We start from the raw sequence: 20789 nt of genomic DNA, 5'->3' as shown, positions 1-20789 counted from the left end.
GCGTGCTTACGGATCGATGATCTCGAAGGCGTCGACGTCGATCATGCCGCGGTCGGAGATCTTGAGGTGCGGGATCACCGGCAGCGGCAGGAAGGCCAGTTGCAGGAACGGCTCGTCGAGCGTCCCGCCCAGCGCTTTCGCGGCCTTGCGCAAGGGAATCAGCGTTTCGCGCACCCATTCATAGGGCCGGTCGCTCATCAGGCCGGCAACGGGCAGGGCGATCTCGGCCACGACCTTGCCGCCCTCGGCCACGACGAAGCCGCCGCGGATCTCGCTCAGCCGGTTGGCGGCAACCGCCATGTCCGTCTCGGAAGCGCCGACGACGCAGATATTGTGGCTGTCATGGCCGACGGTCGAGGCGATGGCGCCGCGCTTCAGCCCGAAGCCCTGGACGAAGCCGGTGGCGATGTTGCCGTTCCTGCCATGGCGTTCGATCACCGCGATCTTGAGGATGTCGCGGCTGAGATCGACCTGCTTCTCGCCCTTGTCGATGGCGAGGTCGAGATCGCGCCGCTCGGTGATGATCTTGCCGGGGAGGATGCCGATCACCGGGGTCCGGCTTCTATTCTTGCGGACGGTGAAGGAGGCGGCTTCGACCATGGGCGCGCGCACGCTGTCGGTGCCGACCAGCGGGGTTTCGGCGCGGCCGGCGAACAGCGCGTCGGTGACGCGGCGGCCGGCGGAGAACACCATCTGGGCGTTGCATGCCTCCAGGCTGTCGAGCACCACCAGGTCGGCGCGCCAGCCCGGCGCCACCAGGCCGCGGTCCCTCAGACCGAAGGCGCGGGCGGCCGAGATCGAGGCGGCGCGGTAGATCGCCAGCGGCTCGACGCCCTTGGCGATGGCGTGGCGGATCATGTAGTCGAGATGGCCGTGCTCGGCGATGTCGAGCGGATTGCGGTCGTCGGTGCAGAGCGCCAGGAACGGCGAGTTGCGCTCGGTGATGATCGGGATCAGCGCGTCGAGATCGCGGCTGACCGAGCCCTCGCGCACCAGCACATGCATGCCCTTCGACATCTTCTCGAGCGCTTCGGCGGCGGTGGTGGATTCGTGCTCGGTGCGGATGCCGGCGGCGAGATAGCCGTTGAGGCCGAGCCCGCGCAGCAGCGGCGCATGGCCGTCGATATGGCCGCCCTGGAAGGCTTCGAGCTTGGCCATGCAGGCGGGGTCCTTTGCCAGAACGCCGGGGAAGTTCATGAATTCGGCGAGGCCGATCACCTGGGGGTGGTCGCGGAAGGGCAGGAGGTCGTCGATGTCGAGCCGCGCGCCGGCGGTCTCGAGATGGGTGGCCGGCACGCAGCTCGAGAGCTGCACGCGGATGTCCATGATCGTCTGCAGCGAGCAATCGAGGAAATAGCTTATCCCTTCGGCGCCGAGCACATTGGCGATCTCGTGCGGATCGCAGATCGCCGTGGTCACGCCGCGCGGCAGCACGCAGCGGTCGAACTCATGCGGGGTGACCAGCGAGCTCTCGATGTGCAGATGGGTGTCGATGAAGCCGGGGACGACGATCCGGCCGGAAATGTCGATTTCCTCGACACCGGAATAGCTTTCCAGCGTGCCGACGATGCGATCGCCGCAGAGGGCGATGTCGCCGTCGCGCAAAGTGCCGGTGGTAAGGTCGAACAGCCGGCCGCCCTTGAGCACGATGTCGGCGGGCGCCTTGCCCTGGCCCTGGTCGATCATGTCGCCAAGTCTGTCTGTCATGGCTGGCCCCGTTGCTGGTGTGGCGAATCAAAAACCGGCCGGCCTTTCGGGCCGACCGGTCGAGTTTAACCCAAAAGGACGATTACATCTTGTCGGTGACGACCGAGGTCCAGGCGCCTTCCGGCTCCTTGGTGATGATCTTCTGGTCGAGCAACGCCTTGGCGGTGCGCTCATAGGCTTCCGGGATCAGCTTGGCGTCGGGTTCGCCGATCAGCTTGGCCACTTCGCCCATCATCCGCACCTGGTGGTTCTCGTCCTGGCCGCCATTGTCCATGACGATCGAGGCAGCTTCCTCGGGATTGGCGATGGCGTATTCCCAGCCCTTCATCGAGGCCGAGACGAACTTGACCATCTTGTCGACATAGGCCGGATCCTTGAGGTTTTCCTCCAGCGTGTAGAGGCCGTCTTCCAACAGGTCGTTGCCCATTTCCGAATAGTTGAAGACGATCAGGTCTTCCGGCTTGTAGCCGGCGTCGATGAGCTGCCAGTACTCGTTGTAGGTCATGACCGAGATGCAGTCGGCCTGCTTCTGGATCAGCGGCTGCACGTCGAAGCTCTGCTTGAGCACGGTGACGCCGTCAGGTCCGCCTTCGGTGGAGAGGCCCAGCTTGTTCATCCAGGCAAAGAACGGATACTCGTTGCCGTAGAACCAGACGCCCAGCGTGCGGCCCTTGAAGTCGGCTTCGGTCTTGACCGGGCCGTCGGCCGGGCAGACCATTTCCATGCCGGCCTTCTTGTAGGGCTGGGCGATGTTGACGAGGCCCACGCCCTTTTCGCGCGCGGCGAGCGCGCCGCCCATCCAGTCGACGATGACGTCGGCGCCGCCGCCGGCGATCACCTGTTCCGGCGCGATGTCGGGGCCGCCCGGCTTGATCTCGACATCAAGGCCGGCCTCTTCGTAGAAGCCCTTGTCCTTGGCGACGTAATAGCCCGCGAACTGGGACTGCGCGACCCATTTGAGCTGCAGGGTCACCTTGTCGGCGGCCTGCGCCGCGCCCGCCATCAGCGTCATGGTGAGTGCCAGTGTCAGTCCGAGTGTTTTCTTCATTGACGTTCTCCTCTGGTTAAGGCCCCGGCCTCTTATCTGCGATAGCTCGGATGCCAGAATGTGACGGTTCGCTCGAGAAGTGCAAGCGCCCCATAAAACAAAGACCCGACAACGGCCGCAAGGGCAATTTCCGCCCAGACCATGTCGAGGTTCATCCGACCCACTTCGGTCGAAATGCGAAAGCCCATGCCGACGATCGGCGTTCCGAAAAACTCGGCGACGATGGCGCCGATCAGCGCGAGCGTCGAGTTGATCTTGAGGGCATTGAAGATGAAAGGCATTGCGGCGTGAAGCCGCAGTTTCATGAGCACCTGCCAGTGGCCGGCGCCATAGGTGCGCATCAGGTCGCGCTCCATGTCGCTCGACGCGGCAAGGCCCGCGAGCGTGTTCACCAGCATCGGGAAGAAGGTCATGACGATGACCACGGCGGCCTTGGACTGCCAGTCGAAGCCGAACCAGATCACCATGACCGGCGCGATGCCGATCATCGGCAGGGCCGAGACCATGTTGCCCACCGGCAGCAGCCCGTTGGCGAAGAAGCGGAAGCGGTCGGCGAGGATGGCGACGAGGAAACCCGTGAGCGACCCCACCACATAGCCGAACAGCACCGCCTTGAGCACGGTCTGGCGGAAGTCGGCGGCAAGAATCGGCAGCGAGTTGCCGATGCGGAGCCCGATGGCCGAGGGCGGCGGCAGCAGCACGAAGGGCACGCCCGCGCCGCGGACGATGCATTCCCACAGGATCAGCACCCAGATGCCGAACAGGGCCGGCACGGTGATGGCGACGATGCCGGCGGTCTGGCCGGTGCGGCTGCCGTCGCCTGACAGCACGGTGACCAGCCGCCAGCCCAGCAGCCAGGCGGCGACGAGGCTGGCGAAATAGCCGGCGGAGGCGGTGCCGGTGGCGCCGGCGAGGCCGGCGATCAGCATGGAAGCCGCGCCGAAACTCGCCACCAGCAGGACCAGCGCTTCGAGGCCCGCCGCCAGCCGCAGCATCGAGACGATGGCGCCGGCGGCCAGGAGCACGGCGACGGCGAGGGAAAACTGGGCGCTCATGCCGGCGGTGTAGGGCAGGGCGGTGAGGCTCAAGAGCGTGGCCAGAAGCGCTGCGAGCGCCTGCCAGTTGGGACGGAAGAGGCTCATGGCTGGCGCGCTCCCATGCGGGCGTTGACCAGGCGGCCGAGACCGTCGACCAGGCTTACGAGCAGGATGGCCACCACCGAGCCCGCGATCAGCGCCGCGAAGATATCGATGGTCTGGCTGTAATAGGAGCCGGCGAGCAGCTTGGAGCCGATGCCCGCCACCGCGCCGGTGGGGAGTTCGCCGACAATGGCGCCGATCAGCGAGGCGGCGATCGCCACCTTCATCGAGGCGAAGAAGAACGGCACCGAGGCGGGGATGCGAAGCTTCCACAGGGTCTGCAGCTTGTTGGCGGAATAGGTGCGCATCAGGTCGAGATGCAGCACGTCGGGCGAGCGCAGGCCCTTGACCATGCCGACGGCGACCGGGAAGAACGACAGATAGGTGGAAATCAGCGCCTTGGGCAGCAGCCCGGTGACGCCGATGGCCGAGAGAAGCACGATGATCATCGGCGCGATGGCGAGGATCGGGATCGTCTGCGAGGCGATGATCCAGGGCAGGAAGGAGCGGTCGAGCGCGGGAATGTGGACGATGCCGATGGCGATCACCACGCCCAGCGCCGTGCCCATGGCAAAGCCCAGCAGCGTTGCCGACAGCGTGATCCAGGAATGGTAGACGAGGCTGCGCTTCGACCACGGCTTGACGGTGAGCGTGTTCTTCCACAGGTTCTCGGCCACCTGGTGTGGCGCCGGCATGGTGGGCTTGGGCTGGCTCATGGTCAGCGCCAGGAACTCGACCGCGGTGCGGGTCTCGCCGGCGCGCCGGTCGAAATCGCGCTGGAACGGCGCATTCATCCAGTAGGCCGCCAGATACCAGGCGACCATGATCACCAGAAGGATCGAGGCCACCGGAAACACCCGGTCCCTGAGGAAGCTCCCGCCGGTCATCCCTGTCTCCCCTGCGGCCAGACGATCAGCGTGACGGCGACGATGCCGAGCGTGATGCCGCCGATCTGCATGTTGGTCGGTCGCTCGCCGAAGATCAGCAGTCCGACAATGTTGATCAGCACCAGTTGCAGCACCGCCGACAGCGACATGGCCACCGCCAGCCCGCTTTCCTTCATCAGCCGCACCATCATCAAATTGCCGACGGAATAGAGCCCGATGGCGAGCGCCAGCAGCCAGACCGAGGGCCGGTCGACATAGATCCTGAGGCTGCTGGCGGCCGCGAGGAACACGGCCATGGCGCCGGCGAGCCAGATCATCAGCGAGGTGCTCATCATGTCGAGGCTCCCTGCCAGCGCATCAGCAAGGTCGGCACGCCTTCGGGTGTCTTGTCGTTGCGGCCCTCGGGCACTTCAACCAGGCCTTCCCGGATGTAGAACCGCATGGCCTCCGCATTGGGTTCGAAGACGGTCAGTTCGAAGCCCTGCGGGCGGGCGTCCTTGGCGGCGTCGAGCAGGGCCTTGCCCAGGCCCTTGCCTTGGGCGTGCGGACGCAGATAGAGCGCGTGAATGAAGCCTGCCTGATGATCCATCGACAGATAGCCGATGATTGCGTCCCCGTCTTCGGCCACTAAGATGGTGCGTTTGTTGAGCAACTCGGGGGCGAACATCTCTTCGATCGCCTTCCGGTCGATCGTGCGCGGCAACCAGTCCGTGGCATCCATGTAGTCGTTGATGATCGCGGCGCAGGCCGGCAAATCCTGGGCAGCGGCGCGGCGGACGACAGGCAGTGCAGCGGCTTTGCGGGCGGCCCTATTCATCATAGCTGTGTCCCGCCTTCAGGCCTTCACGCACCTGGTGGGCGATCTTCAGGAATTCCGGCGTCTCGCGGATGTCGAGCGGCCGGTCGGGGCCGAGGTCGCAGTCGATGATCTCGTGGATGCGGCCCGGGCGCGGGCTCATCACCACGATGCGTGTCGACAGGAACACGGCCTCGGGGATCGAGTGGGTGACGAAGACCACGGTCTTCTTCGTCTTGGCCCAGAGTTTGAGCAACTGCTCGTTCAAATGGTCGCGGACGATCTCGTCGAGCGCGCCGAAGGGCTCGTCCATCAGCAGCATCGCCGGTTCGACGGCGAGCGCGCGGGCGATGGAGGCGCGCTGCTGCATGCCGCCCGAGAGCTGCCAGGGGAATTTCTTCTCGAAGCCCGCCAGGTTGACCAGCGCCAGGTTGCTCCGGATCCTCTCAGTGCGGGTCGCCCTGTCGAGCCCCATCACCTCGAGCGGCAGGCCGACATTGTCCTCGATGGTGCGCCAGGGCAGGAGGGCCGCCTGCTGGAATACATAGCCATAGGCGCGGGCCAGGCGCGCCTGTTCCGGCGTCATGCCGTTCACGCTCATGGTGCCGCCGGTGGGCTTCTCGAGATCGGCGATCACGCGCAGCAGCGTGGTCTTGCCGCAGCCCGACGGCCCGATCAGCGAGACGAACTCGCCCTCGGCGATGTCGAGCGTGATGTCCTTCAGCGCGTGCACGGGCCCGTCATTGGTCTCGAAGGTGAGGTCCAGATTTTGGGCGGAAATGACTGTCTCAGGCATGAAGTGCTGCTTTTTGTTTCATTTCGTTCCCCATTTTTGTTCCTCATGCCGGACCTTGTCGTCAGGGGCAAGGACTGTGCCATCACACGCCGGTGCGGTCATGGACATTTCCCCAAGGGGCCCCAAACGATGAGGTCGTCGAACCTCACCATATAGGTCGCGTCCGGATTGCGCGAGATCGTGAACCGTGTCGGCGCCGCGCCGCTCTCGCCTTCCTCGTGGCAGAGCCCGTCGACGGTCAGAACCCCCTCCGCCTCGTCCGCGAGCGTCAGGCCGTCGCAGGAACTCGCATAGCTCGACACCTCGCTGGGCGTCAGCAGAAGCTGCGCATCGGAGACGGTCCTGCCGGTCCTGAAGAACTCGCAGCCCTCGGCATTGCCATAGGCGCCGTCGATGGCAGCCATCTCCGCACGGGCCGGACCCGCGGCCCCGGCAAGCGCGGCTGCGGCGAGCATGACGCCCGGGAGTCCTGCCTGCCGGTTCACTCGCATTTCATGACCGTGAACTGGAACTCGTCACTGCCCTGCATCGTGAAATGCAGCGCTACGGGAGTGTCGATGTCCGGCGCAACCAGATAGGTCGAGATCCAGTCCTGGCCTTCACCGGCACACAGCGCCGTGACGACCGAGCGCCCATAGGAGCCGGTCAGGACCTGAAGAAAATCGCAGGAGGATTCATAGAAATCGACCTTCTGGGCCGTGACGATGATCTTGCTATCAGCGATCGATGTCGGATCGGCCAGCGCCTGGCAGCCGGCCTCGTTGCCGTAATTGCCGTCGATCGGCAATTGGTCGGCAAGCGCCGGGGCGACGAAAAACCCGGCAAAAACCACGACGCTCAAGACACGCCTGATCATGGTCACACCCCGCTCGCCGGAATGCCCGAGCGCTCGACCTTGCGCGGCGAGGTCAGTTCCTTCCAGGTCGACAGGGCCTTGTTGGTGGGCGTCACCGGTTCGCGGGCGACGAACTTGCCGTGGCCTTCCTGGGTGCGGATCTCGCCGTCATGCACGGCCACGTGGCCGCGGGTCAGCGTGTAGCGCGGCAGGCCCTTGACCTCTTTGCCCTCGAACACATTGTAATCGATCGCCGACTGCTGCGCCCCGGCGGTGATGGTCTTGGACTTCTCCGGGTCCCACACCACGAGGTCGGCGTCGGCGCCGACCAGCACCGCGCCCTTCTTCGGGTAGCAGTTGAGGATCTTGGCGATGTTGGTGGAGGTCACGGCCACGAACTCGTTCATGGTGAGCCGCCCGGTGGCCACGCCATAGGTCCAGAGCATCGGCATGCGGTCCTCGAGCCCGCCGGTGCCGTTGGGGATCTTGGTGAAATCGCCGACGCCATAGCGCTTCTGCTCGGTGGTGAAGGCGCAGTGGTCGGTGGCGACCACCTGCAGCGAGCCCGCCGAAAGCCCGGCCCAGAGCGAGTCCTGGTGCAACTTGTTGCGGAAGGGCGGGCTCATCACCCGGCGCGCGGCGTGGTCCCAGTCGGGATGGGCGTATTCGCTCTCGTCGAGAGTCAGGTGCTGGATCAGCGGCTCGCCCCAGACGCGCATGCCCTTCTGCCGGGCACGGCGGATCGCCTCGTGGCTCTGCTCGCAGGAGGTGTGCACCACATAAAGCGGCGTGCCCGCCATGTCGGCGATCATGATGGCGCGGTTGGTGGCCTCGCCCTCGACTTCGGCCGGCCGCGAATAGGCATGTGCCTCTGGCCCGTTGTTGCCTGCGGCGAGCAGCTTCTGCTGGAGCTGGGCCACCACGTCGCCGTTCTCGGCATGGACCATGGCGATGCCGCCCAGTTCGCCGACGCGGCTGAAGGAGGCGTACATCTCGTCGTCGTCGACCATCAGCGCGCCCTTGTAGGCCATGAAGTGCTTGAAGGTGGTGATGCCCTTGTCCCTGACCACGGTCTCCATCTCGTTGAACACCTGCTCGCCCCACCAGGTGATCGCCATGTGGAAGGAGTAGTCGCAATTGGCCCGGGTCGACTTGTTGTCCCACATGGTCAAGGCTTCCAGCAGCGACTGACCGGGGGCGGGCAGGGCGAAATCGATCACCATGGTGGTGCCGCCCGACAGCGCCGCGCGCGTGCCGCTTTCGAAATCATCGGCCGAATAGGTGCCCATGAACGGCATTTCGAGATGGGTGTGCGGATCGATGCCGCCGGGCATGACATAGCAGCCGGTGGCGTCGAGCGCGGTGTCGCCCACGAGGTTCGGCCCGATCGCGGTGATCACCCCGCCCTCGATCATCACGTCGGCCTTGTAGGTGAGGTCGGCGGTGACGATGGTTCCGTTCTTGATGACTGTGGTGCTCATGATCTTGTTCCCGTGTTGATTATGGTGCGGGTTAGTCCCCCTCCCCCTTGAGGGGAGGGGTTAGGGGTGGGGGTATGCCAATGCTCAGTCCATCAACCGCAACTCCCGGAGTATCCGCTCGATGCAACCGTCCAGCCCGTCGGCCAGTTCTCCAGTATTGAATCTGATCACCTTGTACCCTGCCTTCTCCAGCCACTTATCCCGTCTCGTATCTTTCTCCATGCCGACGGGGGTGAAGTGGTGCTCCCCATCAACTTCAAGGACAAGTCTGGCCGAATGGATGGCAAAATCCGCGATGTAGGGTCCGAGTGGGACCTGTTTCCGAACGTGAATTCCATAGAGCCGGCGAAATTCCCGAAGTTCCGTCCAAAGTCGTTTCTCTCCCTCCGTCATGGAGCGTCGGAGACGGCGCGCCTGAGAGATCAGTCTTGGTGCGACAGCGGATGGTGACATCGACAATACCCCCACCCCTAACCCCTCCCCTCAAGGGGGAGGGGGACAGATGCCTCCCGCTCCCTCACGAGGGGGAGAGGTGACTGGCCTCCGGCACTGTGGCTTTCCTCAATCATGCAGCCCCTTCACTCCGCATAGCCCGGATTCTCCCGGTCCAGCACGCGCTTCATTTCCTCGAAATGGGAGTATTCCGCGTCCTTGTAGGCCTCCCATTCGAGCGCCACGGATTCGGCGAGCTCGTCGCTCATGACGTTGAGTTCCTGGCCGGTGGAATAGGCCAGCACCATGGTCCGCGCCGCGCGTTCGAGGTGGTACATGGCGTCAAAGGCCTCGGCCACGGTCGGCGCCACGGTGGTGACGCCGTGATTGGCCATCATGACGGCCGAATGATTGCCGACGGTGGCGGCGATGCGCTCGCCCTCGGCCTCCTCGGTGGCGATGCCGCCGAAGCTCATGTCCATCGCCAGGCGGTTGAAAAAGCGTGCGGTGACCTGGTCGATCGGCTTGATCGACGGGTCCTTCAGCGTGGCGAGCGTCGTGGCGTAGGGCGGATGCAGGTGCAGCGCCACCCGCGCATGGGGAATGCGGCGGTGGATCGCCGAATGGATCGACCAGGCGGAAGGGTCGGGCGCGTCGGGCCGCTTCATCGTGTCGGGATCGTCGGCGTCGACCAGCAGCAACTCGCTCGCTCTGGCGCGGGAGAAATGCCGCCAGCGCGGATTGACCAGGAATGTCCTGCCGTCGGGCGAGACGGCGGCGGAGAAATGGTTGGCGACGCCCTCGTGCCAGTCGTAATAGGCGGCGAGGCGCAGCGCGGCGGCGAGATCGATGCGCAACTGGCGCTCCTCGGAGCGGTCGATGGGGACGATGTTGGGGGAAATGGTCATGGTGTCATACTCCCTTGCCTGGGGCCGGGCCCCTGCTGAATGTGTGGCTCAGTGCCTTCAAAAGGACAACCACAGCCGGCTTGCCCAGGCGCCTATTCTTCCATGCTCCTCCGGGCTTTGCACTTGAAATCATCGGTCGGCCCCGGTGCGGCGGGCCTTGTTCCTGGTCCATCCGCGCCATTCGCCGACAAGGCTGTCGAGCGTGCCGAAGACCGGGACCAGGACCGCGAAAGTGGCCGATTTCAGCTTTTTCGAGGCGACGCAGGCCCTGAGCACGCGCTCCTGGTGGTCGAGCGGGGTCCAGATCCGGGCGAAGCCGATGAACTGGGACGAGACCTCCTGGCGCAGGTCGGCGATCCTGAGCCCGTGGGCCCTGAAGATGCGGAAGGCGGCGTAGAGCGCCACCAGCAAGGAGGTCGCCAGGATCACCAGGAGCAGGATCATGTCGCCGCGATAGGCGCCGGTCAGCGCGGCGTAGATCCAGACCGTGAGCGAAAACAGGATGAAGGACTTGGCGATGCGGAACGCGGTGCTCACGCCCTCCAGTTCCTCGCGGTAGGCCGCCTCGTTGGCGGCGTCGATCTCGCGCAGCTTCTTGTCGAACTCGTAGAGCCTCTGGTTCTCCTCCTCCGAGTGCTCCGTTCCGCGGGCGTCGCGCAGGATCTCGAAAGCCGGATGGATCAGGTCCTCGATCGCGTCCCAGCCCCTCAGGGGAATGATGCCCGGCGGCAGGTAGGCGCCGACGCGGTCGAAGCCGACATGGACGATGTGAATGGTGGTGAGGAAGACGAAAAGGATGAACAGCAGCGCGAAATCGGACACGCCCAGGAGGTCGAAGATGGTCTGGTAGTTGGCGACGACCTGGTTGATCAGCTCCATGTCGGGCAGGAAGCCCTCGGCGGTCGAGCCGATGTCGGTAAAGCCGGTCATGACGTAGAAGAACACCCCCGCCACGATGAGACGCGAGGTCATGAAATTCGAGAAACGGATGACGCTGTGCAGCAGCGCGTCTATGTCCATGACATCCAGTCTTCCTGACTTTACTCCACCACCCCGGCCGTCTCCACCACCGCATGCATCAGCACGTCGGCGCCGGCGGCCGCCCATTCCTTGGAGATCTCCTCGGCCTCGTTGTGCGAGAGCCCGTCGACGCAGGGGCACATCACCATGGCTGTGGGCGCCACGCGGTTGATCCAGCAGGCGTCGTGGCCGGCGCCGGAGATGATGTCCATGTGCGAGTAGCCGAGCCGCTCGGCGGCGTCGCGGATCGCCTTGACGCAGCCATGGTCGAATTCCGGCGGGTCGAACTGGCCGACGATCTCCGCCTCGAACGCCAGGCCGAGGTCGGTGCAGAGTTTCGGCGCTTCCGCCATCAGCCGCTCGACCATGCCGTTGAGCGTATCGATCTCGTGGCTGCGGAAATCGATGGTGAAGACCACCTTGCCGGGGATGATGTTGCGGGAATTGGGGTAGACGTCGATATGGCCGATGGCGCCCACGGCGTTCGGCGCATTGTCGATCGCGATCTGGTGCACAAGCTCGGTGATCTGTGCGAGGCCGCGGCCGGCGTTCCTGCGCATCGGCATCGGGGTCGAGCCGGTGTGGCTTTCCTTGCCGGTCACCGTGCACTGGATCCAGCGCAGGCCCTGGCCGTGGGTGACGACGCCGATGTCCTTGCCCTCGGCCTCGAGGATCGGTCCCTGCTCGATGTGGAGCTCGAACAGCGCATGCATCTTGCGCGCCCCCACTTCCTCGTCGCCCTTCCAGCCGATGCGTTCCAGCTCGTCGCCGAAGCGCTTGCCCTTGGCGTCGACCCGGTCATAGGCCCAGTCCTGCTCATGGATGCCGGCGAAGACGCCCGAGGCGAGCATGGCGGGAGCAAAGCGGGTGCCTTCCTCGTTGGTCCAGTTGACCACCACGATCGGATGTTTCGTCCTGATGCCGAGATCGTTCAGGGTGCGGACCAGTTCGAGGCCGCCGAGCACGCCCAGCACGCCGTCATACTTGCCGCCCGTCGGCTGGGTGTCGAGATGGGAGCCGACATAGACGGGCAGGGCGTCGGGGTCGGTGCCGGGCCTTGTCATGAACATGTTGCCCATGGTGTCGACGCCCATCGTCATGCCGGCCTCCTCGCACCAGCGCTGGAACAGTTTGCGGCCCTCGCCGTCCTCGTCGGTCAGGGTCTGGCGGTTGTTGCCGCCCGCCACGCCGGGTCCGATCTTCGCCATCTCCATGAGCGAGTCCCACAGCCGGTCGGGGTTGATGCGGAGGTTGGCGGCGGGTGCGGACATGGTGGTCTCCTATTTCAGTTCGACTTCGACAAAGCTCATCCGCCCTGTCCCGGCATTGATCACATTGTGTTCGACGCCGATCGGTCTGCGATAGGCGTCGCCCGCAGCCATGGTCACGGTTCGCGACGTGCCGCCGGGTTCTTCGAGCAGCATGATGCAGTCCGTCACCGGGGTGATGACGTAATCATGGCCGTGAACATGCCAGCCGGTCTCGGCCCCCGGCGCGAAGTCGAAGCGTGTCACGCGGACGCGCTCGTCGTCGACCAGGACTGTTGCGGTGGCGGGTTCGCGGTGCATGGCTCAGCTCGGGAAGGTGAAGACGGCGCCGGACTTGATGCCGTTCGGCCAGCGCGAGGTGATGGTTTTCAGGCGCGTGTAGAAGCGCACGCCCTCGGGACCGTAGATCGAATGGTCGCCGAACAGCGAGCGCTTCCAGCCGCCGAAGGAATGGTAGGCGACCGGTACCGGGATCGGCACGTTGACGCCGACCATGCCGACCTCGATGGAATCGGAGAAGGCGCGGGCGGCGTCGCCGTCGCGGGTGAAGATCGCGGTGCCGTTGCCGTATTCGTGGTCGTTGATCATCTTGACGGCTTCGTCGAAGCTTTGGGCGCGGACCACCGAGAGCACCGGGCCGAAGATCTCTTCCCTGTAGATAGTCATGTCTGTGGTGACGCGGTCGAACAGCGTGCCGCCGACGAAATAGCCGTTCTCGTAGCCCTGCAGCGAGAAGCCGCGGCCGTCGACCACCAGCTCGGCGCCTTCGTTCACGCCCTGGTCGATGTAGCCCAGCACCTTCTGCTGGTGCTGCTTCGTCACCACCGGACCCATTTCGGCAGCCTCGTCGGTGGCGGGGCCGATCTTCAGCGCCTCGACGCGGGGCTTCAACTTGGCGACCAGCGCGTCGGCGGTCTTCTCGCCCACGGGGACGGCGACCGAGATCGCCATGCAGCGTTCGCCGGCCGAGCCGTAGCCCGCGCCCATCAGCGCGTCGGCAGCCTGGTCCATGTCGGCGTCGGGCATGATCACCATGTGGTTCTTGGCCCCGCCCAGGGCCTGGACGCGCTTGCCGTTGGCGGTGCCGCGCGAATACACATATTGGGCGATCGGCGTGGAGCCGACGAAGCTCACGGCCTTGACGTCAGGGTGGTCGAGCAGCGTGTCGACGGCCAGCTTGTCGCCATGGACGACATTGAGCACGCCTTCGGGGAAGCCCGCTTCCTGGAACAGTTTCCACGCCAGCATCGGCGCGGACGGGTCGCGCTCGGAGGGTTTCAGGACGAAGGTGTTTCCGCAGGCGACCGCGATCGGGTACATCCACATCGGCACCATGGCCGGGAAGTTGAACGGGGTGATGCCGGCAACGACGCCCAAGGGTTGACGGTCGGCGATGGAATCGACGCCCGGGCCGACATTGCGGGAGAAATCGCCCTTCAAGAGATTGGGGATGCCGCAGGCGAACTCCACCACCTCGATGCCGCGGGTGACCTCGCCCAGCGCATCGTCATGGGTCTTGCCGTGTTCGCGGGAAATCTCGCGGGCGATGTCGGCGGCGTGGCGGTCGAGCAGTTCCTTGAACTTGAACATGAAGCGCGCGCGCTTCAAGGGCGGCATCGCGCCCCAGGCCGGTTGCGCGGCCTTGGCTGACGCGACGGCGGCGTTGATTTCCTCGACCGTCGACAGCGGCAGTTCGGCGATCTGTTCGCCTGTGGCCGGGTTGAACACCGGGGAGCGGCGGTCGGAGGTGGAAATGACGAGCTTGCCGCCAATGGCGTTTTCGATGATCTGCATGATTACGCCACCTGTCCCAGAACCTTGCGGAGTTTTTCGAACAGCTCGTCGATCTGGTCCTTCGAGATGATGAGCGGCGGCGACAGCGCGATGATGTCGCCGGTGGTGCGGATCAGCAGCCCGTCCTCGAAGGCCCGGAGGAAGGCCGAGAAGGCGCGCTTGGTCGGCTCGCCGGCAATCGGCTCGAGCTCGATGGCGCCGATCAGGCCGGTGTTGCGGATGTCGATGACATGCGGGCAGTCCCGGAGCGCATGCAACTGCTCCTCCCAGTAGGGCGAGAGGTCGGCCGCGCGGGTGAGCAGGCCCTCCTCCCTGTAGGTGTCGAGCGTAGCGAGCGCGGCGGCGGAGGCGATCGGGTTGCCGGAATAGGTGTAGCCGTGGAAGAACTCGATCAGATGCTCGGGTCCCTGCATGAAGGCGTCATGGATCTCGGAGGTGACGAACACCGCGCCCATCGGAATCACGCCGTTGGTCAGGCCCTTGGCCGAGGTGATCATGTCCGGCATGACGTCGTAATGCTGGGCTGCGAACGGCGCGCCGAGGCGGCCGTAGCCGGTGATGACCTCGTCGAAGATCAGCAGGATGCCGTGTTTCGTGCAGATCTCGCGGAGCATCTTGAGATAGCCTTTTGGCGGGATCAGCACGCCGGTGGAGCCGGCGACGGGCTCGACGATGACGGCGGCGATGGTGGAGGCGTCGTGCAGCGTGACGATGCGCTCAAGTTCGGAGGCGATGTCGCCGCCATGCTCGGGCTGGCCCTTGGTGAAGGCGTTCTGCGCGGGCAAATGGGTGTGCGGCATGTGGTCGACGCCCGTGAGCAGCGTGCCGAACATCTTGCGGTTGGAGACGATGCCGCCCACCGAGATGCCGCCGAAATTGACGCCGTGATAGCCGCGCTCGCGGCCGATCAGGCGGAAGCGGCCGCCGTTGCCCTTGGCGCGGTGATAGGCGAGCGCAACCTTCAGCGCCGTCTCCACCGCTTCCGAGCCGGAATTGGTGAAGAGCACATGGTTCATGCCGTCGGGCGCAATGTCGACCAGCCGGTTGGCCAGTTCGAAGGCCTTCGGGTGTCCCATCTGGAAGGCCGGCGCATAGTCGAGTTCGCCCGCCTGCTGCGCGATCGCCTCGGTGATCTTGGGGCGGCAGTGGCCGGCATTGACGCACCACAGGCCCGCCGTGCCGTCGAGGATCTTTCGGCCGTCGGACGCGGTGAAATGCATGTCCTTGGCGCCCACCAGCATGCGCGGGTTCTGCTTGAACTGGCGGTTGGCGGTGAACGGCATCCAGAAGGCGCGCAGGTCGTTGGGGGTGGTGTTGAGCCGGTTTGACATGGCTGGTTGCGCCTCCTGACGCAGGGGTTCCCGTTCCTCCAGCCAAATGCCCTTTTGTAGGCTTTGTTTCCGCACGGAAGCTGTGGTACGAAATCTTGACTGTTTGATAAAAGTCTAACAGGGCCAATCAGGCGGTCAAGGCCAATTCGATGGCGTCGGGGATGACCGGCGGCCGCGATTGGCGGCTGATTGAAAGGGATGCAGCAGTTGAAGGCACGGGCCACGGAAACCCAGCGCAAGACGCGCATCCAGGTGGAAAACGAGGAGAAGATCCTCGACGCGGCGCTGGAGGAATTTTCCGTTCATGGATTCCGCGGCGCGACCATCGACCGGATCGCCACGCATGCGGGCATGTCCAAGCCCAACCTCCTGTATTACTTCCGACGCAAGCAGGACATCTACGAAGCGTTGATCGCCCGGCTGCTCGACACCTGGCTCGAGCCGCTCAGGGAGCTCGACGCGGTGGGCGACCCGCTGCCGGAGCTGCGCTCCTATATCCGCCGCAAGCTCGAGATGGCGCGCGACTTCCCGCGCGAAAGCCGGCTGTTCGCCAACGAGATGCTGCAGGGCGCGCCGCGCATCAAGCGGCTGCTCGAGACCGAGCTCAAGCCGCTGGTCGACGAGAAGGCGGAGGTGCTGAAGGGCTGGATGAAGGCCGGCAGGATCAACCCGGTGGACCCAAGGCACCTGATCTTCTCGATCTGGTCGACGACGCAGCATTACGCCGATTTCGATGTGCAGGTGCAGGTCATCCTCGGGCCGGACCGGGGCGCCGAAGGCCGCTTCGAGGATGCGGCGCGCTATCTCGAGACGCTGTTTCTCGACGGGCTCAGGCCGAAGGCCGGATCAGCCGCGGACGCGCCCCGCATCCGCACCCTTTGACCGCCTGGAAATGGCTCAGCCGATCAGCCCGACCGCGCGGCGGGCTTCGTCGGTCCTGAGCGACATGTCGCCACCGTCATAAGCGCGGCCCGCGTCGGTCGCGAGCCAGGCGATGGCCTCGCCGACCCAGTCGGGCGAGATGTGCTGCGACCAGTCGAGCTGGCTCACCGGATTGACGCCCGAAGTCTTGATCGCGCGCTGCATGTCGGTGGCCACCGTACCCGGCGACAGGCCGACGACGCGGATGTGGTCGGCCATGCATTCGGTGTGGGCGCACCGGGTGAGCGACAGCACCGCCGCCTTGGTGGCGCAATAATGGCTCCAGCCCTCCAGCGCGGAGGAGGCTGCGCCCGAGGAAATGTTGATGATGACGCCGCCGCCCTGCCGCTTCATCACCGGAATGGCGGCGCGCAGGCCGTGGTAGACGCCCTTGAAATTGATGTCGACCACCTGGTCCCAGGCTTCGGGATCGGAATCCTCGATGCGGGCGATGGGATCGATCACGCCGGCATTGTTGACGAGGATGTCGAGGCTGCCGAAGCTCCGGATTGCCTCATCGACGGCGTTCTCGACATCGCCATATTGGGCGACGTCGCAGGTGACGGCCAGCGCGCGGTCGCCGATGTCCGCGGCGATCCGCGCCGTGTCGCGGGTCGAGCGCGCCGCCAGCACCACATTTGCGCCGTATCCGGCCATGATGCGCGCCGCCGCCTCGCCAATGCCGCGGCTCGCGCCGGTGATCAGGGCCGTCTTGCCGCTCAGGTCGATGCTCATGTCTCATCCCTCTTCTTGGTGCCGCCCTTTCTGGCGCGGATGGGACGGGCAATCAAGGGCGCGGCACCTTTAAATGACCGGAACGGCCTGCTCCGCCCGAAGCCATCCGGGCGGAGCAGGCCGGCAGTTCCTGCATGTCCGGGGTGGCCGTGGTCGCTGTCGCTGTCGCGGGCTCGCGGCTGCGGTCGAGGACAGGCCGAGCGGCGGGGTGAGCCGCGGATGACCTAATGGCTTCCGCCGCCGCCGCCTTCGCCGCCTTCGCCACCCAGGACTTCCGCGGTCTCGTTGTTGAGCTCCTCTAGTTCAGGCCCGACCGGGCTTCGGGTTGTGTTGCACCCGGCCGCGGCCGCCGTTGATGTCAGGCCGAGCAGCAGGGTGAGCCGCGACCGCTCGACTTTGGTTTCAGGTTCCTTGCGCATTTCAGGGGTCTCCTTTTGCTGGTGGGAATGGGTCCCCGCCCGGAGCGGGGAATCCGGATCGCTCAAGGGCTTCCGCCGCCGCCGCCTTCTCCACCCGGGCACTCTTCTTCGAGGGCATCCTTTTGCCGGGTGGATGGGGAACAGGGATCCCGTCCCGGCGATGGGGGCGGTCCCCCCAAGCTCCCGGCCGCGGCTGCGGTTAAGGGCCGGCCGGACAGCAGAGTGAGCCACGAGCGGTCAACTTCGGCGTCCTGGTCGTCTTGCATGGGAAGGCTCTCCTGTCGGAAACGGGACCGTCGCGCTCCATTTGCCTGTCCTGGAACCGGCACCCTGGAGACGCCGGGCCTGCGGCATCCGCGTTCATCGCGATCTGCTTAAACACCAGATCAAGGGCTTTCGGATCCGGCATTGATAAACATCAAGAAAGCCGCATGGGTCAGCCAAAAATCCGCACGGCCGCTGCGCTGCGGGCGGAATAAATCAAGAAATCTTGATGCATCTCTGGCGTCTTGCGGCCGGTTGCGCTAAGCGGGGCCACGTCGAACGCCAATGGCACAGGAGCTTCCCATGAGCATTGTCATTCACCACAATCCGGGATGCGGCACGTCGCGCAATGTGCTGGAGATCATCCGCGCCTTTGCCGGCGAACCGGTTGTCGTCGAGTATCTCAAGACCGGCTGGACCCGGCCGCAGTTGCAGGGCCTGTTCGCCGCAGCCGGCCTGACGCCGCGCCAGGCGCTCAGGGTGTCCAAGACCCCGGCCGAGGAGATGGGCCTCACCGATCCGGCCGTCAGCGACGAGGCGATCCTGGACGCAATGGTCGAGCATCCGGTGCTGGTCAACCGGCCGATCGTCTGCACCCCGAAAGGGGTGGCGCTGTGCCGGCCGTCGGAGACCGTGTTCGCGCTTCTCGATGTCGCGCCGGGCGCGACCTACACGAAGGAAGACGGCGAAGTGGTCACTGCGCCATGACGGATGAGATGCCGAATATCGTTGCCGACAGCTTTCACCTGCCGGAGGTCGACAGGCTGGCGCTGCCGGGCGAGGAGGGGCATCCGCCCCGCGTGCTGATGCTTTGCGGGTCGTTGCGCACGCGCTCCTACTCGCGGTTTCTCATGCTTGAGGCGAAGCGCGTGCTCGAGGCGCTGGGCGCCGAGGTGCGGGTGTTCGATCCCGCCGGCCTGCCGCTCGTTTCCGACGAGGCGGAAACGCACCCCAAGGTGCTGGAACTCAGGGACCTGTCGCTCTGGTCGGAAGCGCAGGTCTGGTGCTCGCCCGAGCGGCACGGCGCCATGACCGGGGTGATGAAGACGCAGATCGACTGGCTGCCGCTCGCGCCGATCGGCGGCGTGCGCCCGACGCAGGGACGGACGCTCGCCCTGATGCAGGTCTGCGGCGGATCGCAGAGCTTCAACACGCTCAACCAGATGCGCGTCCTCGGCCGCTGGATGCGGATGATCACCATCCCCAACCAGTCCTCCGTCCCCAAGGCCTTCGCCGAGTTCGACGAAGAGGGACGGATGAAGCCGTCGCCCTACTACAACCGCATGGTCGACGTGATGGAGGAGCTGATGAAGTTCACGCTGCTCACGCGCGGGCGGGCGGCCTATCTGGTGGACCGCTATTCCGAACGGGTGGAGAGCGCCGAGGAGCTGTCCAGGCGGGTCAATATCCGCTCGATCTAGCAGGCCCCGGCTTTCGATGCGTTACCGGCGGTCCGGGCCGGGGCGGCCGGTCTTTGCCGCTCCGCCCGAGCGTTGCCTGCGACCCGACCAGGCGGCGGCGATGTCGTCGACCAGCACCCCGTCCGAGGCCTGGCGCCAGGTCCTCAGGTCGGCCTTGACGTAGCCGATGAAGTCCAGCCCGGTTTCGCGCCGGACCGCCGCCACCGCCACGCGGTCCGGCAGGATGGTGCGGACGCCGTACAGCTCCTGGATCGGCAGCCGCAGCTCGGGCATCGTGCGGTGAATGAGCTCGGTGCAGAAGGTGCATTCGGGCGTTTCGACATCGAACAGGAAATCGAAATCCATGCCGATGGCGCCGAAATAGTCCCCCGCCACCTGCCGCCGCCTCCCGAGGCTGGCGAAGCTCGGCCGGAGGATCGCCACCCGGTCGGTGTTCAGGACCACCGACGGCTTTGACAGGTGCACCCCGGCCTTGTCGGCCTCGACGAAGACCATGCCCGCGCGAATGTCCGGCAGATGCGGCCTGACCTGGGGCGACGACGCCACGCCGAGCCGGCTCAACTGGGCCTCGTTGCCCAAATAGACGGCGGCGTGCCCGAACAGCCCCGGAATCAACTGGCCGGAGGTACGCCCCTTGGAGCTGACGAGAACGATGTCGAGCGGCTCGAGGCTCGCCAGGATGGCCGCCTGCGCCGCGGGCTTGGACTTGAGGTGGCCGCCGCGCCAGGCGATCTGGCCGAGCACGGTGCCGAGCGGCGGCGCCACCGTGCGCGCCGCATCGACGAACCAGCGCGGATAGTCCTCCATGTCGACGCAGCAGTGGCGGATGCCGGCCGGCGCGGAGTCGCGTTCCGCCTCTACCGGCGCGGTCCGGACGCAGCCCTCAAGAAGCACGATCAGCGCAAGCAGCAGACCAAACGGGAGGAGACTGCGCCTCATTTCCGTTGCGCCACCAGCACGGTGTGGAAGCCGCAGTCGGGATCCTGCCTGACGAAGTGGAGGATGCGGAGCCCGAGGCCCGCCAGCGCCGCGCCATAGTCCTCGGGCGAGAGGCTCGAATGGTAGACCGGGTCATCGCCGACACGGCCCGCCACTTCCCCGGCATCGGGGCCGACGGTCAGCATCAGGGCGCCGCCGGGATTGAGATGCGCGGCCAGGCGCGCCAGCGTCGCGCGCTGCTCGTCCGGGGTGAGATGGAAGAAGCTGTCCCAGCCGATCACGCCGTCGAAGGCCTGGCCGAGATCCAGGCCGCGCATGTCGGCCTGCCGCCAGTCGCCTGACGGATATTTGTCGCGCGCCAGGTCGATCATCGCCCGCGCCGCGTCGACGCCGGTGACGCGCAGGCCGAGGCCCGTGAGATACCGGGCGATCGGGTCTCCGGATCCGCACCCGGCGTCGAGCACGGATCCGCCCGGCGGCAGCAGGGCGGCAAAGCGGTCGAGCCAGGGCTTTTCCATCAGCGCCTTGCTTCGCTCGGCATCGAAGCGGCCGGCGTTGCGCTCGTAGACCTCGACGGTCCGGGTCGCCAGGTCGGCCAGCGGCCTGAGGTCAGGTGCCATGCGCAGGGCTCCGTTCTTCGCCTCCCGC

24 protein-coding genes are annotated in these 20789 nt (G+C 65.7%); 3 read left to right on the top strand and 21 right to left on the bottom strand.

What is annotated here, in order from left to right; translation table 11 throughout:
- Positions 1 to 6: 6 nt before the first annotated feature.
- The 17 genes from ade to LL06_RS08305 form a co-directional block, all read right to left on the bottom strand.
- Positions 7 to 1707: an adenine deaminase gene (gene ade, locus LL06_RS08385; RefSeq protein ID WP_035524870.1), complete on the bottom strand. Its 1701-nt coding sequence runs from the start codon at positions 1705 to 1707 to the stop codon at positions 7 to 9.
- Positions 1708 to 1789: 82 nt separating this feature from the next.
- On the bottom strand, positions 1790 to 2755 hold the full coding sequence (locus LL06_RS08380; protein ID WP_035524867.1) for an ABC transporter substrate-binding protein: 966 nt from the start codon (positions 2753 to 2755) through the stop codon (positions 1790 to 1792).
- A gap of 32 nt (positions 2756 to 2787) precedes the next feature.
- Entirely contained in the window at positions 2788 to 3897 is a 1110-nt protein-coding gene (locus LL06_RS08375) for an ABC transporter permease (RefSeq protein ID WP_035524865.1), read from the bottom strand.
- On the bottom strand, positions 3894 to 4781 hold the full coding sequence (locus LL06_RS08370; RefSeq protein WP_035524862.1) for an ABC transporter permease: 888 nt from the start codon (positions 4779 to 4781) through the stop codon (positions 3894 to 3896). The genes LL06_RS08375 and LL06_RS08370 overlap by 4 nt, the downstream gene beginning before the upstream one ends.
- Positions 4778 to 5116: a GRP family sugar transporter gene (locus tag LL06_RS08365; protein ID WP_244447080.1), complete on the bottom strand. Its 339-nt coding sequence runs from the start codon at positions 5114 to 5116 to the stop codon at positions 4778 to 4780. Before LL06_RS08365 ends, LL06_RS08370 begins: the two co-directional genes overlap by 4 nt.
- Positions 5113 to 5598: a GNAT family N-acetyltransferase gene (locus tag LL06_RS08360; RefSeq protein ID WP_161784951.1), complete on the bottom strand. Its 486-nt coding sequence runs from the start codon at positions 5596 to 5598 to the stop codon at positions 5113 to 5115. The genes LL06_RS08365 and LL06_RS08360 overlap by 4 nt, the downstream gene beginning before the upstream one ends.
- Positions 5591 to 6373, bottom strand: coding sequence for an ABC transporter ATP-binding protein (locus tag LL06_RS08355; RefSeq protein WP_035524860.1), 783 nt, complete (start codon positions 6371 to 6373; stop codon positions 5591 to 5593). Before LL06_RS08355 ends, LL06_RS08360 begins: the two co-directional genes overlap by 8 nt.
- Positions 6374 to 6471: 98 nt before the next feature.
- The gene (locus LL06_RS26325) at positions 6472 to 6828 is read right to left on the bottom strand and encodes a hypothetical protein (RefSeq protein WP_152599537.1); all 357 of its coding nucleotides are present in this window, start codon (positions 6826 to 6828) and stop codon (positions 6472 to 6474) included.
- 26 nt (positions 6829 to 6854) lie between these two features.
- Complete coding sequence (locus LL06_RS08345) at positions 6855 to 7229, bottom strand: hypothetical protein (protein ID WP_152599536.1); 375 nt, start codon at positions 7227 to 7229, stop codon at positions 6855 to 6857.
- A gap of 2 nt (positions 7230 to 7231) precedes the next feature.
- A complete protein-coding gene (gene hydA / locus LL06_RS08340; RefSeq protein ID WP_035524856.1) occupies positions 7232 to 8689 on the bottom strand; it encodes a dihydropyrimidinase in 1458 nt (485 codons plus the stop codon).
- Between the two features lie 84 nt (positions 8690 to 8773).
- Positions 8774 to 9142 carry a DUF559 domain-containing protein gene (locus tag LL06_RS08335; RefSeq protein ID WP_035524854.1) on the bottom strand — a complete coding sequence of 123 codons (369 nt, stop codon included), beginning with the start codon at positions 9140 to 9142 and terminating at the stop codon, positions 8774 to 8776.
- 125 nt (positions 9143 to 9267) lie between these two features.
- A complete protein-coding gene (locus LL06_RS08330) occupies positions 9268 to 10029 on the bottom strand; it encodes a class II aldolase/adducin family protein (protein ID WP_052161315.1) in 762 nt (253 codons plus the stop codon).
- Between the two features lie 129 nt (positions 10030 to 10158).
- Entirely contained in the window at positions 10159 to 11049 is an 891-nt protein-coding gene (locus LL06_RS08325) for a hypothetical protein (RefSeq protein ID WP_052161314.1), read from the bottom strand.
- Positions 11050 to 11069: 20 nt separating this feature from the next.
- Positions 11070 to 12320 carry a Zn-dependent hydrolase gene (locus tag LL06_RS08320; RefSeq protein ID WP_035524853.1) on the bottom strand — a complete coding sequence of 417 codons (1251 nt, stop codon included), beginning with the start codon at positions 12318 to 12320 and terminating at the stop codon, positions 11070 to 11072.
- A gap of 9 nt (positions 12321 to 12329) precedes the next feature.
- On the bottom strand, positions 12330 to 12617 hold the full coding sequence (locus LL06_RS08315) for a cupin domain-containing protein (RefSeq protein WP_035524851.1): 288 nt from the start codon (positions 12615 to 12617) through the stop codon (positions 12330 to 12332).
- A gap of 3 nt (positions 12618 to 12620) precedes the next feature.
- The gene (locus tag LL06_RS08310; RefSeq protein ID WP_035524849.1) at positions 12621 to 14111 is read right to left on the bottom strand and encodes a CoA-acylating methylmalonate-semialdehyde dehydrogenase; all 1491 of its coding nucleotides are present in this window, start codon (positions 14109 to 14111) and stop codon (positions 12621 to 12623) included.
- A 2-nt stretch (positions 14112 to 14113) separates the two neighbouring features.
- Positions 14114 to 15442, bottom strand: a complete 1329-nt coding sequence (locus tag LL06_RS08305; protein ID WP_035524847.1) for an aspartate aminotransferase family protein — start codon at positions 15440 to 15442, stop codon at positions 14114 to 14116.
- A gap of 198 nt (positions 15443 to 15640) precedes the next feature.
- Between LL06_RS08305 and LL06_RS08300 the strand changes: the two genes are divergently transcribed.
- A complete protein-coding gene (locus LL06_RS08300; protein WP_052161313.1) occupies positions 15641 to 16324 on the top strand; it encodes a TetR family transcriptional regulator C-terminal domain-containing protein in 684 nt (227 codons plus the stop codon).
- Positions 16325 to 16339: 15 nt separating this feature from the next.
- Here the strand turns inward: LL06_RS08300 and LL06_RS08295 are convergent, their stop codons facing one another.
- Both LL06_RS08295 and LL06_RS08290 read right to left on the bottom strand, forming a co-directional pair.
- Positions 16340 to 17098 carry an SDR family oxidoreductase gene (locus LL06_RS08295; protein WP_035524845.1) on the bottom strand — a complete coding sequence of 253 codons (759 nt, stop codon included), beginning with the start codon at positions 17096 to 17098 and terminating at the stop codon, positions 16340 to 16342.
- A 224-nt stretch (positions 17099 to 17322) separates the two neighbouring features.
- Positions 17323 to 17517 (bottom strand): hypothetical protein, encoded by a 195-nt coding sequence (locus LL06_RS08290; RefSeq protein ID WP_035524843.1) that lies wholly within the window; start codon positions 17515 to 17517, stop codon positions 17323 to 17325.
- A gap of 567 nt (positions 17518 to 18084) precedes the next feature.
- On the opposite strand from LL06_RS08290, the gene arsC reads away from it, so the two are divergent.
- Both arsC and arsH read left to right on the top strand, forming a co-directional pair.
- Positions 18085 to 18489, top strand: a complete 405-nt coding sequence (gene arsC, locus LL06_RS08285) for an arsenate reductase (glutaredoxin) (protein ID WP_035524841.1) — start codon at positions 18085 to 18087, stop codon at positions 18487 to 18489.
- Positions 18486 to 19202, top strand: a complete 717-nt coding sequence (gene arsH, locus LL06_RS08280) for an arsenical resistance protein ArsH (RefSeq protein WP_035524839.1) — start codon at positions 18486 to 18488, stop codon at positions 19200 to 19202. Before arsC ends, arsH begins: the two co-directional genes overlap by 4 nt.
- Positions 19203 to 19223: 21 nt before the next feature.
- On the opposite strand, the gene LL06_RS08275 is transcribed toward arsH, so the two are convergent.
- On the bottom strand, positions 19224 to 20141 hold the full coding sequence (locus tag LL06_RS08275) for a YiiX/YebB-like N1pC/P60 family cysteine hydrolase (protein WP_035524837.1): 918 nt from the start codon (positions 20139 to 20141) through the stop codon (positions 19224 to 19226).
- Positions 20138 to 20761, bottom strand: a complete 624-nt coding sequence (locus LL06_RS08270; RefSeq protein WP_035524835.1) for a class I SAM-dependent methyltransferase — start codon at positions 20759 to 20761, stop codon at positions 20138 to 20140. The genes LL06_RS08275 and LL06_RS08270 overlap by 4 nt, the downstream gene beginning before the upstream one ends.
- Positions 20762 to 20789: the final 28 nt, after the last annotated feature.

This window comes from Hoeflea sp. BAL378, from assembly GCF_000759435.1.
Lineage (GTDB): Bacteria > Pseudomonadota > Alphaproteobacteria > Rhizobiales > Rhizobiaceae > Hoeflea.
This window is presented reverse-complemented; position numbering and strand designations above follow the sequence as displayed.